The 14253-nt window shown below is 38.8% G+C and carries 13 protein-coding genes and 2 pseudogenes; 5 read left to right on the forward strand and 10 right to left on the reverse strand.

Annotated elements, in window-relative coordinates:
• Positions 1 to 231 precede the first annotated feature (231 nt).
• The 3 genes from IQ226_RS09375 to IQ226_RS09385 all read right to left on the reverse strand — a co-directional run bounded on the left by IQ226_RS09375 (position 232) and on the right by IQ226_RS09385 (position 1167).
• The gene (locus IQ226_RS09375) at positions 232 to 501 is read right to left on the reverse strand and encodes a type II toxin-antitoxin system RelE/ParE family toxin (protein WP_148761461.1); all 270 of its coding nucleotides are present in this window, start codon (positions 499 to 501) and stop codon (positions 232 to 234) included.
• Complete coding sequence (locus IQ226_RS09380; protein ID WP_148761459.1) at positions 498 to 725, reverse strand: hypothetical protein; 228 nt, start codon at positions 723 to 725, stop codon at positions 498 to 500. The genes IQ226_RS09375 and IQ226_RS09380 overlap by 4 nt, the downstream gene beginning before the upstream one ends.
• 259 nt (positions 726 to 984) lie before the next feature.
• On the reverse strand, positions 985 to 1167 hold the full coding sequence (locus tag IQ226_RS09385) for a hypothetical protein (RefSeq protein ID WP_193894795.1): 183 nt from the start codon (positions 1165 to 1167) through the stop codon (positions 985 to 987).
• A 326-nt stretch (positions 1168 to 1493) separates the two neighbouring features.
• On the opposite strand from IQ226_RS09385, the gene IQ226_RS09390 reads away from it, so the two are divergent.
• Positions 1494 to 2870, forward strand: coding sequence for a carotenoid oxygenase family protein (locus IQ226_RS09390; protein ID WP_193894797.1), 1377 nt, complete (start codon positions 1494 to 1496; stop codon positions 2868 to 2870).
• A gap of 371 nt (positions 2871 to 3241) precedes the next feature.
• Here IQ226_RS09390 and IQ226_RS09395 read toward each other — a convergent pair whose 3' ends face one another.
• Together IQ226_RS09395 and IQ226_RS09400 are read right to left on the reverse strand one after the other, a co-directional pair.
• Positions 3242 to 4072: an alpha/beta hydrolase gene (locus IQ226_RS09395; protein ID WP_193894799.1), complete on the reverse strand. Its 831-nt coding sequence runs from the start codon at positions 4070 to 4072 to the stop codon at positions 3242 to 3244.
• A gap of 153 nt (positions 4073 to 4225) precedes the next feature.
• On the reverse strand, positions 4226 to 6091 hold the full coding sequence (locus IQ226_RS09400) for a tetratricopeptide repeat protein (protein WP_193894801.1): 1866 nt from the start codon (positions 6089 to 6091) through the stop codon (positions 4226 to 4228).
• Positions 6092 to 6196: 105 nt separating this feature from the next.
• Between IQ226_RS09400 and IQ226_RS25045 the strand changes: the two are divergent.
• A pseudogene (locus IQ226_RS25045) lies at positions 6197 to 6472 on the forward strand (RNA-dependent DNA polymerase); the annotation flags it as partial.
• Between the two features lie 45 nt (positions 6473 to 6517).
• Here the strand turns inward: IQ226_RS25045 and IQ226_RS09405 are convergent.
• Positions 6518 to 6721, reverse strand: coding sequence for a hypothetical protein (locus tag IQ226_RS09405; RefSeq protein WP_039204838.1), 204 nt, complete (start codon positions 6719 to 6721; stop codon positions 6518 to 6520).
• A gap of 319 nt (positions 6722 to 7040) precedes the next feature.
• Here IQ226_RS09405 and IQ226_RS09410 point away from each other — a divergent pair, with 319 nt between their 5' ends.
• Together IQ226_RS09410 and IQ226_RS25050 are read left to right on the forward strand one after the other, a co-directional pair.
• The gene (locus IQ226_RS09410; RefSeq protein ID WP_193894803.1) at positions 7041 to 8840 is read left to right on the forward strand and encodes an aspartate kinase; all 1800 of its coding nucleotides are present in this window, start codon (positions 7041 to 7043) and stop codon (positions 8838 to 8840) included.
• A 92-nt stretch (positions 8841 to 8932) separates the two neighbouring features.
• Complete coding sequence (locus IQ226_RS25050) at positions 8933 to 9184, forward strand: hypothetical protein (RefSeq protein ID WP_370567115.1); 252 nt, start codon at positions 8933 to 8935, stop codon at positions 9182 to 9184.
• A gap of 270 nt (positions 9185 to 9454) precedes the next feature.
• On the opposite strand, the gene IQ226_RS09420 is transcribed toward IQ226_RS25050, so the two are convergent.
• The 4 genes and pseudogenes from IQ226_RS09420 to IQ226_RS09430 form a co-directional block, all read right to left on the reverse strand.
• Entirely contained in the window at positions 9455 to 9853 is a 399-nt protein-coding gene (locus IQ226_RS09420) for a nuclear transport factor 2 family protein (protein ID WP_193894805.1), read from the reverse strand.
• Positions 9854 to 9926: 73 nt separating this feature from the next.
• Positions 9927 to 11315: a histidine--tRNA ligase gene (hisS, locus tag IQ226_RS09425; RefSeq protein ID WP_193894807.1), complete on the reverse strand. Its 1389-nt coding sequence runs from the start codon at positions 11313 to 11315 to the stop codon at positions 9927 to 9929.
• Between the two features lie 54 nt (positions 11316 to 11369).
• Positions 11370 to 11558 (reverse strand): annotated as a pseudogene (locus IQ226_RS25055) (DUF3598 domain-containing protein); the annotation flags it as partial.
• Positions 11559 to 11599: 41 nt separating this feature from the next.
• Positions 11600 to 13021, reverse strand: coding sequence for an aldehyde dehydrogenase family protein (locus IQ226_RS09430; RefSeq protein ID WP_193894809.1), 1422 nt, complete (start codon positions 13019 to 13021; stop codon positions 11600 to 11602).
• A 112-nt stretch (positions 13022 to 13133) separates the two neighbouring features.
• On the opposite strand from IQ226_RS09430, the gene IQ226_RS09435 reads away from it, so the two are divergent.
• A complete protein-coding gene (locus IQ226_RS09435) occupies positions 13134 to 13997 on the forward strand; it encodes an oxaloacetate decarboxylase (protein WP_193894811.1) in 864 nt (287 codons plus the stop codon).
• Positions 13998 to 14253: the final 256 nt, after the last annotated feature.

Here is a 14253-nt window from a genome sequence, read left to right on the forward strand (position 1 = left end):
GGAAGTGCATTATTATCATACAGCGATCGCCTATAAATTTCTTATCCTTTGCGATTTCTTGGTGGCGCTTACGCGAACTGCTTGCAGCAGCACTTCGCTATCGCTCACAAACCCCTAATTTTAAACGAACTGCTTACAGCAGTGCTTCGCTATCGCACACAACCCCCAATTTTAAACGATTCCTAGGTCGCGCTTCGCTATCGCCCTCCCAACTTATTCCTAAATATCGCACTATGGAAAATTTTTGTAGAATCCTTCGCGACTTTCTATTTTGAGAATTTCAATAACTTCTTCATTCCAGAAAATCCCGATACGGTAACTGTAATCAAATTTAATGCGATAGTATCCTGAAAAGCCTTTTAGTGGTTCAAGATCAGGGATTTCGGATAGTGTTTCAGAAGTTTCAATTGCTTCAATACATTTTCTAACTTTTGCAAGAATTTTTTGGTCGTTAATTTTATCTAGATCTTTTTTAAAGCGTTTGGCAATTTCATACTTCATGAAGGCAAACTCTCCAAAAGAGACTGAGACTCTAATTCAGATAAAAAGCCTTCTTTGCGAGAATTTTCACAAGCTAAATATAAAATAAAGTCTTCCAATTCAGACGAATTATTTTGAAATAAAAGCTGTAAAAAACCTTGTCGAATTTCTAGGGGCAAGGTTTGAAACAGGCTATAAAAACCTGTGCTAGTTAGCAAAGATTCTCCAATTTCTGCTTGACTCATGGTTGTTTTTTTCCTTGTCTATGACGGTCTTTATTTAAATTATATCGCCATTAAGCTTTATAAAAAAATCAGCGACCGCAATTTTAGACGATTCCTAGGTCGCGCTTCGCTATCGCACACAACCACCCTAATTCTAAATGAACTGCTTGCAGCAGCGCTTCGCTATCGCACACAACCCCAATTTTAAACGATCGCCTATTTTTCTTGATTCAGAGGTGAACACAGATAAACGCGGATTAACACGGATTTTTTGTCTGAATCAGGATGTCCAGGACTTGAGGATGTACAGGATGTAATTTATCTCAATTTTTTCATCGAGTTGTACTAAATCCTTTCCCGGTTTGGCAGCCAGCTTCAAAAGAGCATTTTCAGCCGCGTTGAGACGTTGTTCTAAACCTCGGAGTTGAGAATTAGCGAAGTTTTCGGAGTCTTGTTTGCCCAATTCTTCTACGACTCTGGCCAGTCTATCATCACACCCATCTTTCTACTGCACATAAACGATGATCTGGCTGTGTGATAATGTATGTCGTCTATTCGCTCTGAACTTATTTCCACTGTTTTATTCCCCTTCCCCTCAACTCCCCTGATAATACCCTACTCCTCTCCCGCTTCAATCCTTCCTTCGCTCTGTGGAGAACAAAATCTCTGTCTTCCTTTTTCTTCAAGACTTTAATTCCTGTTGTCTATTCAAAATCAGCGAACGGACAGTTTACAAATAGCCAACCATAATTATATTAAATACAGTGTCTCCATCTAAACTCACTGAGTATGACCGCATCAACAGCCGTAAATCCTTATTTAGCGGGCAACTTTGCCCCCATAAACACCGAAATATCTACTGATACCTTGGAAGTTATTGGAGAAATCCCTCCAGCATTATCAGGGATGTTTGTTCGTAATGGACCCAACCCGCAATGGAGTCCTCTTGGTCAATATCACTGGTTTGATGGTGATGGAATGTTGCATGGTGTCCAAATTAAGGACGGGAAAGCCACCTATCACAATCGCTATGTGAGAACTAGAGGATGGAAGATTGAACATGAAGCGGGTAAAGCTGTGTGGAGTGGACTTTTAGAACCACCGCAAATGGACAACCCTCACGGACCGGGGAAAAATACCGCTAATACAGCTTTGGTGTGGCACAATCAACAGCTTTTAGCACTATGGGAAGGAGGTGCGCCTCATCACATCAACATTCCCGATTTAGCAACTATTGGGGAACATACCTATAATGATAAACTGGTTTCCCCCTTTACTGCCCATCCCAAGGTAGATCCCGTCACTGGGGAGATGATGTTTTTTGGTTACGGTTTGAGACCACCTTATCTACAATATGGCGTAGTTTCCGCCCAAGGTGAGTTATTACGAACAGTACCGATAGAAATACCCACAGCGGTGATGATGCACGATTTCGCCATTACGGAAAATTATACCATTTTCATGGATTTACCTCTGACATTTAGTGTCGAGCGAATGCAGCAGGGAGAACCAATGATGATGTTTGAGAGCGATCGCCCCAGTCGTTTTGGTATAATGCCTCGTCATGGTGACAACAGTAATATTCGGTGGTTTGAAAGTCCCTCTTGCTATGTCTTCCACACCCTCAATGCTTACGAAACTGGAGACGAAGTGGTACTTATCGCTTGTCGCATGAATTCTACTAATGTCCTGGTTTCTGACAATACACACCGTGAGGAAAAAGGAGACATTCCTTATTTACATCGTTGGCGGTTTAACCTTTCTACAGGTGCAGTTACTGAAGAAAAACTCGATGACGTACCGGGAGAATTTCCCCGTGTCAACGAAAACCTGTTAGGGAGAAAAACCCAATATGGCTATGTAGGAAAAATGGCAAATAGTCAAAATCCCTTATTTGATGGTCTAATCAAATATGATTTTGAAAATGGTACGTCCCAAACCCATGAATTTGGTAAAAATCGTTATGGTGGAGAAGCCGTGTTTGCACCTCATCCTCATGGTACTGCTGAAGATGCAGGATGGTTAGTAACATTTGTTTATGATGAAAATTCCCAAACATCAGAACTCGTAATTATTAACGCCCAAGATATCACCAGTGAACCCATAGCGCGGGTAATAATTCCCCAGCGTGTCCCCTACGGATTTCATGGTATTTGGATCTCGTAATTAGGTAGGTTGGGTTGACGTATGTTACCCAACATTATTAATCCTTTTGTTGATTAATCTTTTTGTTGATTAATCTTTTTGTTGGGTTGCGCTGTCGCTTAACCCAACCTACATTTAGATTATTTAGATCATTTTTTAAATTGGTATTATTTTCTATTTAGGGCTTGCTGAAAAAATGTAAAACGTAAATGAATCAAAGGTTTGAGGTTGATAAAAAGGAAAATAGGTGCAAGGTTTTTGAGGGGGGTAGTACCAAAACGGAGTATTTTACCTCTAATAAACTTAAAAGTTTGGGAATGACAGATACCTGAAACTGTCCCCGTGGCGTAGCACCTGTCACCTCCCTTCACAGACAACTTTTTCAGCAAACCCTATTTAGTAGGATTTTTCTCAACTAAATCAGCGAACTTTTTTAATATTTCCCAATACCTTTCACCTGCAACAAAGGATAAATCATTGTGGCTGGCTTTATCTACCCAAAAAGAAAGTTTGGGAGATGATACAGCAGCAAATAATTTTTCTCCATGACTAAAAGGAATAATTTCATCAGATTTACCATGAATGATCAAAACTGGATATTTGACTTTTTTGATTTTGTCGAGGTTAGTAAATTTATCAAATGGTAAAATTGGTACAGGAACAACTACTCGAAAAATAGAAGTAAAGCTACTTTCAACTATTAACCCAGCTACAGGGTTTTTAGATGCTAAATCTACGGCTGAACCACCACCAACGGAACGCCCAAAAACTATAATTTGTTGAGGAGAAATCTTTAATTTTTGGATTAAATAATTGTAAGCAGTATCAATATCTTGATAAGCAGCTTTTTCTGTAGGAGTTCCTTCACTTGTTCCATAACCGCGATAATCATAAGCAAAGACACTAAAACCCAAATCTCGGATTTTTTGTAAATGTGGTTTTATATATCCCAAATCTTCAGCATTACCATGGGCATAAAGAATGGTATATTTAGCTTGAGAATTTGGTAAATAGATTGCAGAAATATGTTTATTCTCTGCGGTTTCTATCTTGAGAATATCCTGATTATCTTGATAGCTGGATGGTTGAGGGAGAAAAATCATGCTGTCAGCGCGGAAATACACATAGACAGCAAAAAACGCGTAAATAAAAATGAGAGATTTTAACATTCGCTTCCAATTTAAATCGCCGATAAGCAATTTTTTTAATTGCTGTTTATCCATGATAGAGAAATAATAAATTACAGCGATTTTCGGGTAAATTCCGTAGGTTGGGTTGACGCAAGGAAACCCGACATTATTAATCTTTTTGTTAATTAATCCTTTTGTTGGGTTGCGCTGTCGCTTAACCCAACCTACAATTTTATTAACATCAAATTACATATCTTCTTGATATTTTACTAGCAACGTAGGAATGTAATCATAGCCATCAACACCAATAATAGCAATCATATTCTGGCGATTTTGTTGGAGTAATAATTGAAATTTGTCTATACCCATTTGTCCTCTAATAATTGTCAATAAGGCAGCGGGTTGTCGCCATTCATCAGAGGCGATTTGCTCTAAAAGATACATTCCTAAACTACCAGAGTAAACTGATTTTTCGTAATTAGCCATCATATAATTAGCTTCAGCTAAATAGGCTAAATTACGACCTTGTAAATACAAATCGCCAGAAATTTGGGCAATTTTAAAGGCATTTTCTAAATATTTAATTGCTGTGGGATATTGTGCAGTTACTAAATAAGCAATTCCTAGACTACTAAAACATAAAGCTTGACTTTGTAAATCGTTTAATTTTTCTGCTAATTTTAAACCTTGTTCTAGATAATTAATCGCAGATTCATAAACTTCTGGTTCACTAATTTCTGTTTGCTTGGCTTGCATAACTTCGCTATAACCTAAATTTACCAAAGCATTAGCTTCTCCAGTTTTGTCTCCTGTTTGTCTACTAAAAATTAATGCCCGTTGACTATAATTAATGGCTTCACCATAATTTTCTTGTTGTACACAAGTCCGACTTAGGTGATTGAGATTGGCGATTTCACAGGCTTTATCTCCGGCAGTTCTAGCTATTTCTACGGCTTGTTGATGAAAATCAAGAGAGCGATTATATCTGCCCAAACCGCGCTGAGAATACCCCAATAATGTCAAAATCCGGGCTTTTTCTTGAGTACCTTCGGCAGAACGCAAGGGGGCATCTAAATAATCTAAAGCATCCCGTAAATAACTACCGGAAAATGAGGCAAAAATCCCACCGTAGAGAGGAAAATAAGGACGTTGGGCAAAGGTTCGCAAAATTTGCAGCATGATTTGGGATGCACCATTGCTATAGATTATGGCTTGATTTTGAAAACCACTAGCTAATTGACTCCAAATTACGGCAAAGGTTAAAAATGTGGAAATAGATAATTTAGGACCTGCTTGAATATCATAAGCTTGTTGATTCCGAAGCGCTCCGTAGGAATCAAACCAATTAATTAAACCCCTTTGCAAAGACTGTAAAACTATTGTTAATTCTACCCAGTTACTCAAACTAATTTGCTGTTGTTGTTGAGCAAATTCTAGGGCTGATTGTTCTTTTGCGAGAATCTGAAAAAATGCTTGGGGAACTTCACTATTAACTACTTTAGCCCAACTTGCCCAAGGACTATTTTCTCCAGGTATACCACCAAATCCTAGAGAACTTTTGGGTTCATACATCCAATTCAGTAAATTTGCTTGGATTCTTTGCCAAGAAGCGATACCACGATTAATCCCGTCAGCAATTTCCTGAAAATCTTGATTAGCACTGGCAAATTGTTGTAAAGATTTGGCTAACTGTTGAAGTTGGGACAAATTTAAGGGATACTTCAAATTGGGATCAGTAGCTCGTAGTAAAGCCGTTAATCGCTCATCTGCGGTGGCTGTGGTAATTTCCCGCATAGATAGGGATATCGCTTCAGTGGCTTTATTTTGTTCTTGCCACCGTTGCCATTGAGTTTGGATGGTTTTAGCCGCGCGTAAACTCCGGGTAGCTTTGGCTTTTTTCAGTTCATCGGTTTCCGAGTCTACCTGAGATTGTATGATATTGAGGCGATCGCTCAAAACTAATTCAAACACCTCCCCAGTCCCGGAAGTGATACCTTTGAGCAGCATTTGATAAACCTGCTCTACAGAGCTAATTTTACCCTTGAGAGTGGTTTCGATAATATCGTTAATTAAAGCGAGATAATGCTCGCGCAATGGTAAAGGGTCTGACACTTTAGCTAATAGAGAACATCACAACAATTCTCATTGTAGCTGTTGCAGGTTGAGAGATTGAGGATTGACTGTGATTGTGCGATTCGTTGTTAGCTGAATCACGGTATCCAGCAGGCATTCCCAGCAGTTTCTCACTCCGAAAACAAATACTTCAATGTCAAAGGTGAAAAATCACCCTATGACGGAGACTTAACTTACTGGAGCGAACGCAACAGCAAGCTATATGACAATCACACCTCTAAAGCCCTCAAACGGCAAAACCATAAATGTGGTCATTGTGGGCTAAAAATGCTTAGTGACGAGAAGGTACATTTACATCATTTTGATGGAAACCACCAAAACTGGAAAAGTGACGTACTCCACACACTCCCTTTCAGGTGAGTGTGGGCTTCTCAGTGACTCCTCTATGAGGACATTAACTGAGCTTTAAGACCGTGCGCCCCACGGTTCTTTGGTTTTGAGATTTGTTTTTTGTTTTGTAGGCTGCATTTCTGCATTTAATTGGACTACACCTACTTTTTTATAATAACATAAAATCAATATTTTGTTCGTTTCGTCGCTGTAGCCTTCTTTGTTTTCGCTACGCTCAAATACAATTTGGGCTACGCAACTCAACTCACGCGCATTCATCCCACGCTCCTAAGAGTGAGACGTGGGGCTTCTGCTGATTAAGCTAAAAACCTTCTAGCAATTCACGAAAGCTGCCACGATTATATTCATATCAGCAAAAGCGAAAGTTAAGAACATCGGGAGCCGTGTACACGGAAACGGGTACGCACGGATCTAAAAGAGAGGGGCGGCAAATAATATTCCCCCTCGACTCTACCAAAATTAAAGTCCGAGATTGCTAACGGGTGTATTTTTTTTGGTAATCTAAACTGGCACTTTTAGGGTTTTTCATAGTCGTGACACCCTAACTGTGGCAAAACAAGTGATTAAAGAGAATTTTATGGCGCTTATAGTTCAAAAATACGGTGGTACATCTGTTGGTTCAGTCGAACGGATTCAAGCTGTGGCGACGCGGGTTGAAAAAACTGTCAAAGCTGGCAACTCTGTTGTAGTAGTGGTTTCGGCAATGGGTAAAACTACTGATGGATTAGTTAAACTAGCTAATGACATCTCTAAAACTCCTAGTCGTCGGGAAATGGATATGCTGCTTTCCACAGGAGAGCAAGTTACCATTGCTTTACTGAGTATGGCATTGCAGGAAATTGGTCAACCAGCAATTTCGATGACTGGCGCTCAGGTAGGGATTGTTACCGAAGCAGAACACAGCCGCGCTCGGATTTTACATATTGAAACTGAACGCTTAATGCGGCAAATTAATAGCGGTAAAGTGGTTGTGATTGCCGGATTTCAAGGAATTAGCAGTACAGAAGCATTAGAAATTACTACTTTGGGACGTGGTGGTTCTGATACTTCCGCCGTTGCCATAGCCGCTGCTATCGGGGCAGATTTTTGTGAAATTTATACAGATGTTCCGGGAATTTTAACTACAGATCCGCGTCTTGTTCCTGAAGCCCAATTATTGACAGAAATCACGAGTGATGAAATGCTGGAATTGGCTAGTTTAGGGGCGAAGGTATTACATCCCCGGGCTGTGGAAATTGCCCGTAATTATGGCGTTCCCCTGGTGGTGCGCTCAAGTTGGACGGATCAGCCCGGAACTTGGGTAACAACGCCGTCAAGGCAAGATCGGGCGTTAGTAAATTTAGAATTGGCACGGCCAGTGGATGCTGTGGAGTTTGATATTCAACAGGCTAAGGTGGCTTTATTGCGTGTTCCTGATAGACCAGGGATAGCCGCCCAGTTATTTGGGCAAATTTCCCAGGAAAATGTTGATGTGGATTTAATTATTCAGTCTATTCATGAAGGTAATACTAATGACATTGCTTTTACAGTAAATACTTCAATATTAAAACGGGCAGAAGCAGTATCCTTGGCTATAGCACCGATATTTAAAAATCAGCATAGTTCTGATGAAGCGGAAGTGATGGTAGAGAAAGATACTGCCAAGGTGAGTATTGTGGGAGCGGGAATGATTGGTCGTCCGGGGGTAGCAGCGCAGATGTTTACAACTTTGGCGGAAGCTGGTGTGAATATTCAGATGATTTCTACCAGTGAAGTTAAGGTGAGTTGTGTTGTGGATATTGGGGATTGCGATCGCGCTATAGCTGCTTTGTGTCATACTTTTGAAATCAACTCTTCTTCTACTTCCCTCTCCTGTGCTGCGACTCAATCCCCTGCGGTGCGTGGTGTCGCTTTAGACATAAACCAAGCCCGAATTGCGATTCGGCAAGTACCAAATCATCCGGGTATGGCTGCCAAATTGTTTGGATTTTTAGCGCAACATAACATCAGTGTGGATATGATTATTCAATCCCAACGGTGTCGAATCGTAAATGGTGTTCCCGGAAGGGATATTGCCTTTACTGTGGCGAGAATGGATGCAGAAAATGCTCAACAGAAATTAAAAGCAGTTGCCAAAGAGTTTGATTGGGGTGAGGTAGTATTAGATCAGGCGATCGCTAAAGTTAGTATTGTCGGTTCTGGTATGGTAGGACAACCAGGTATAGCCGCCAAAATGTTCACAGCTTTAGCTAAAAATCACATCAACATTCAAATGATAGCCACTTCAGAAATTAAAATTAGTTGTGTTGTCGGACAGGATGAAGGTGTCAAAGCATTACAAGTTATTCACTCAGCTTTTGATTTAGCTGGAAGTGAAAAGTTTGTAGTTCCAGCGTGAACATATCCAGTCTGATTTTCCTCCTAATTGCTGCATTTGCAGAAATCTCCGGTTGCTACAGTTTTTGGACATGGTTAAGATGAGGAAAAAGCATCTTTTGGGTAATTCCGGGAATTTTCGCTTTGATCGTCTTTGCTGTGTCCCTCACTAAAGTAGATGCCGATAATCCTAGTAGAGTTTATGCTGCCTATGGGGGAATTTATATCCTTTCATCTTTGCTGTGGTTATGGCTATTTGAAGGAGTAAAACCGAATGGATGGGATTTATCAGGTGTGATAATTTCCCTTTTGGGAACGGTAATTATTTTATTCGGTTCACATATAGGAATCCGATTTGATTCCTGATAGCGAAGCGTGGCGTTAGCCATATTTTCCTACGTAGGAAGGCAAGAGGCAAGAGGATTCGAGAATATAAAGGTGTACCGAGTTCCGTATGGCTACGCCACGCAAGCTATCAAAAATCAAATAGGAGTCCTATAGATAAATTAACTACATTTTAAAATCTCACACAAAGGCGCAAAGGAAGACAAAAATGTAAGATGTCAAGAATAATTAACCGCAGATAAACGTGGATGAATTAATGAATTTTATGATTTTGTGCTGTTTTGTCTCTTATTAATAGGATTTACCATCACTACCAAAGTATTCCCGATAGGCACAAACTTGATTATCTCGAATATCAAAGGCAACTGCAACTCGATTTTTATAAGGATTACCAAATAAGTTACCTTCATCCCGAAATTCAAAAATCACTGTTTTTTCATTGCTAGTAATACTGTCTAAAGAGGTAATCTTAATTCCTAGTTGGAAGGACTCAGAAACATATTCAAAAAACTCCTTTGCTCGTTTTTTACCTACATTTAAACCGTGAAATTTTCCCATAGGAAACCAAAAGGTAAAATCATCTGCCAGCATATCTAAAAATGCTTGCCAATTACCAGTTTCTAAACCTTGTACAAAATACCCAAATGCCTGATTAGCAACATTTAAGGTGCGTTCTGATTGTGTAGTCATCTATGTATTCCTAATTTTTGACTTTTTTGATAAATTACCACGCTGTTGGCGTGGTAATTAAAATGATGCCAAATTATGCCAGTCTGCGTTTAATTTCCTCTACCAAATCTGCCAAAGCTACTTCTATTTGTTCACCACTTTGTAAATCCTTCAATGATGATTTTTGCGCTGCTGCTTCTTCCTCACCAATAATTACACAAAATCTAATTCCTTGCTTATATGCGGCTTGAAATTGTTTACCTAAAGGGCGTTTTTCAAAGTTAGTCACAACATTAATTCCCCCTTGCCGTAACTGTTGAGATACTTGTAAATAAACAGGCATTAAATCCTCTTGCATATTTACTACTACAACTTGGGTAGGCGTGGCAGATAAAGTAGTCAGAATACCCGCTTTTAATAACCGGCTAATTAACCGAGTTAAACCAATAGAAATACCCACACCGGGCATTTTTTCCCCGATAAACATTCCCACCAATTCTTCGTACCTACCACCAGAACAAATACTCCCCAAAGCTGCATGACCTAATAAAGTAGTTTCGTAAACAGTTCCAGTATAATAATTTAAACCACGAGCAATAGATAAATCAATACAGAAACGTTTATCAGCAATTCCTAAATTTCTCACTCCATTAATTACAGTTTCTAATTCAGTAACCCCTACATTAAATTGTTCTACATCTGGCAAACTTTCAGCCAGGTGTTTGAGTTTATCTAAAATATCATCAATGCTGCCATCAATTTTCACAAACTCAATAATTTTTCCCGTTTGTTCTGAGGAAATACCTTCTTTTTCTAACTCTTGTTTAACTTTAGCTTCACCAATTTTTTCCAAGTTATCAATAACACTAATACAGGTTTTAATTTGGTCTTCAGCAACTCCTACTGATTGAAAAAAACCTGTGAGAATTTTGCGGTTATTAATACGAATGACAAAATCACCAATATTAATCTTTTCAAAAATTTCCGTGATAATTGCCGGCATTTGGGCATCATAAAGTAAACTCAGTTTACCACGAGCAACTACATCAATATCACATTGTCGAAACTGCCGAAACCGTCCATCTTTTGCCCGTTCACCCCGAAATACCATGTCCGTTTGATAACGAGCAAAAGGAAAAGTTAATTCATTTAAGTGACGGGCAATATACGCAGCAAGAGGAACAGTTTGATCAAATTTTAAAGCTCTAGCTTCTGAACCAGTTTCTCCAGATTTATCCTTTTCTGCTTGGCGATTTGGTGGTAAAATTGGCTCAATACCATAAATAATATTGTCACCTTGATTACCTTTAGCTTGTAGGACTTCTAATCTTTCTACTGCTGGGGTTTCAATGGGTGTAAAACCATAACTTTCAAAAACCTGACGAATAATATCTAGTAAACATACTTCTAGACGCTTTTCGCTAGGTAAAAATTCAGGAAAACCGCTAGGAGTAGAAAAGTTAATTTTGTCACTTTTGGTCATTTTTTTACCTTAATAAATGGGAAATCAACCACAGAATTACTATTTTACCCTTTCTTATTGAATTAATATTCGTTGGTAAATTTGATGATTTTTAAACCAGTGCCAAGTGCGGGCGCAATGATTATTGTCAGGACTAATCTGAATCATTTCATATAAGTATAAATCTGGAAATTGTTTATAACCAAACCATAGAATAACGCTGGAATCGTCAACTTCCCAAGCTTTACCTTGAATACGATTGGTAATTGGTAATTGGTAAAAACTTTTAACTAATCTCTATATCCCTAATCTTCATTATTAAACCACCAAGGGTCTTTATCAGTGTTAGTTTTAATCAAAAAGGCTTTTTTTCGCATAAAGCGTTTAAAGGCAGCTTTACCCATACGTGAACCTCCCAGACCAGAAAATTTAAAGGAGTTTTTCTCTCCTTCGTGCATTATAGCTGTTAAACCTGCATCATTAATACTAATAGCACCTACATCTATTTGCATACCAATTTCTAATGCTAACTCTTCTGATTCAGAAAATATAGCAGCACTTAATCCATAAATAGAATCATTAGCTAAATTTATCGCTTCTTCTATATTAGCAAAAGGCATAATCGGCATAATTGGACCAAATGTTTCTTCAGTCATTACTTTCATAGAATGGTCAACTTCAGTCATAACCGTAGGACGACACCACCAACCTCCACCTAATTCTTCTACTTTACCACCACAGTGAATTACTGCACCTTTAGAAACAGCATCTTGCAGATGATCATTAATAATAGTTGCTTGTTTTTCACAAATAATTGGACCAATTTCACCACTTTCAATAGTTGGGTATGCCAATTTCAATTCATGAGCTTTAGTTACTAATTGATGATAAAATTCTTCAAAGATAGATTCAGCAACATAAATTCTTTCAATTGATAAACAGGATTGTCCAGAATTCACAACAGAACCCCATAAAATTGCTGAGGTTGCTAAATCTAAATCTGCTGATTCTAAAACAATAGCTGGGTCTTTTCCTCCTAATTCTAAGAAAGCAGGAATAAATTTTTGGGCTGCCGATTCTGCCACTAACCGCCCAGTTTCCACACTACCTGTAAAACAAATTAAATCTACATCTTCTATTAAATCTGCTCCTGTTTGTCCTGCTCCTTCAACAAAATTTAAAACCTCACGCAATTGAGGAATTGTATTAATTGTAGTCATCAAAGGAGCAACAAAACGGGGAGTGATTTCACTGGGTTTAACTATTACAGCACAACCCGCTAGTAAGGCTGGAATTGTATCAATTGTAGATAACAATAGGGGGAAATTCCAAGGACTAATTACGCCAATTAGAGGATAAGGAACAGCCATTTGTTGTAAAGCAATAAAAGGAATAGATGTATTTTTTGCTGTCCCTTGTATTAATTGTGGAGCTAAATTACACCATTTATCAATACTAGAAATAAAAGAATCTACTTCTGTCACTGATGTTGATAATCTTCCAGTATCACTAACCAAAGCTTCTATTAATTGTGTCCGGTCTGATAATATAGCTTGTTTCCATGCTTTTAAAGCGGCAATTCTGCCTTCAATTCCTAATTTTTGCCAGATAATTTGTCCTCTCCGCAAACGGTGACATTGTTGGGAAAGTAATTTTGGTGGTGGAGGAAGGATGACATAATCAAATTTACCTGTGCGGGGGTTGCGGACTTCTATTGGTTTACTCATTTGTGATTAATTTAAATTTTATCTCTCGCAAAGGCGCAAAGGCGCAAAGGAAGAAATACTATAAATACAGTATTTATTGTATTCTCAAAATAGTCCATTTAGAGTTATTTGTATGTCTGCTGCTCAAAAACTGCGTGAATTACTGACACGCACGGAAATTATCGTTATTCCTGGTGTTTATGACTGTTTGAGTGCAAAATTGGTAGAAAAGGCGGGTTTTGATGTCGCTGCTACCAGTGGTTTTGGGATTGCTGCTTCTACTTTGGGTTTACCTGACTATGGTTTTCTCACCGCTACAGAAAATTTCTATACTGTCGGGAGAATAGCTCAGTCAATTAATATACCTTTAATTGCTGATTGTGATACGGGTTACGGTAATGCTTTAAATGTGATGCGGACTGTTAAAGATGCAGTGCGGTTGGGTGTAGCTGGGATAATTTTAGAAGACCAAGAATGGCCGAAGAAATGCGGACATTTTGCAGGTAAACGGGTAATTTCCATGACTGAACAGGCGGGAAAAATCCGGGCTGCGGTGGAAGCGCGTGGTGATAGTGGTTTGGTCATTATAGCCCGAACTGATGCCCGTGCGCCTTTGGGGTTGGAGGAAGCCATTGCTCGTGGTCAATCATACATCAATGCTGGTGCAGATGTCTTGTTTGTGGAAGCTCCCCAATCTGTGACAGAGTTGGAAATTATAGCCGCTGCTTTTCCTGATGTGCCATTGGTAGCAAATATTGTGGAAGGTGGGAAAACTCCGGCTATTTCTCCCACTGAATTGCAGAATTTGGGTTTTACAATTGTCTTTTTTCCTCTGACTGCATTGATGGCTGTAAGTGAGGTAATGAGTGTTTGTTTTCGTCATTTAAAGAAACAGGGAAGGACCGATAATTTATCTGGTTTGATGAATTTTCAGGATTTTCAAGAATTGATGAATATGCCGCAATATTTAGCTATGGAAAAGAAGTATAAAGAATAAATTATTCGTTACTTTTCTGGTTGAAAGTTGATGAATAATGAATTATATTGAAAATAATGCAATATAATCTCTATTTTCCCCGTTCCCTTTTAGCAACTGGTAATTTGCCATAACAAGTACCTAAGAGCTAAACATTTTTCCCTTGACATTCAATCTTTCTGACTTCTAAGCTATTATTTGGACACTACAAGACGGCGGATAACTGCAAAACTTACCCTGTAACCTTTTTGTATTCTGTCTTGCGTTAATACTCTGT

Source organism: Dolichospermum sp. LEGE 00240, assembly GCF_015207875.1.
GTDB classification, from domain to species: domain Bacteria; phylum Cyanobacteriota; class Cyanobacteriia; order Cyanobacteriales; family Nostocaceae; genus Dolichospermum; species Dolichospermum gracile.

Coding starts and splice junctions, on each gene's coding strand:
- IQ226_RS09375 (WP_148761461.1), bottom strand. CDS start 501: ATGAAGTATGAAATTGCCAAACGCTTTAAAAAAGATCTAGATAAAATT.
- IQ226_RS09380 (WP_148761459.1), bottom strand. CDS start 725: ATGAGTCAAGCAGAAATTGGAGAATCTTTGCTAACTAGCACAGGTTTT.
- IQ226_RS09390 (WP_193894797.1), top strand. CDS start 1,494: ATGACCGCATCAACAGCCGTAAATCCTTATTTAGCGGGCAACTTTGCC.
- IQ226_RS09395 (WP_193894799.1), bottom strand. CDS start 4,072: ATGGATAAACAGCAATTAAAAAAATTGCTTATCGGCGATTTAAATTGG.
- IQ226_RS09405 (WP_039204838.1), bottom strand. CDS start 6,721: ATGAATGCGCGTGAGTTGAGTTGCGTAGCCCAAATTGTATTTGAGCGT.
- IQ226_RS09410 (WP_193894803.1), top strand. CDS start 7,041: ATGGCGCTTATAGTTCAAAAATACGGTGGTACATCTGTTGGTTCAGTC.
- IQ226_RS09420 (WP_193894805.1), bottom strand. CDS start 9,853: ATGACTACACAATCAGAACGCACCTTAAATGTTGCTAATCAGGCATTT.
- hisS (WP_193894807.1), bottom strand. CDS start 11,315: ATGACCAAAAGTGACAAAATTAACTTTTCTACTCCTAGCGGTTTTCCT.
- IQ226_RS09430 (WP_193894809.1), bottom strand. CDS start 13,021: ATGAGTAAACCAATAGAAGTCCGCAACCCCCGCACAGGTAAATTTGAT.
- IQ226_RS09435 (WP_193894811.1), top strand. CDS start 13,134: ATGTCTGCTGCTCAAAAACTGCGTGAATTACTGACACGCACGGAAATT.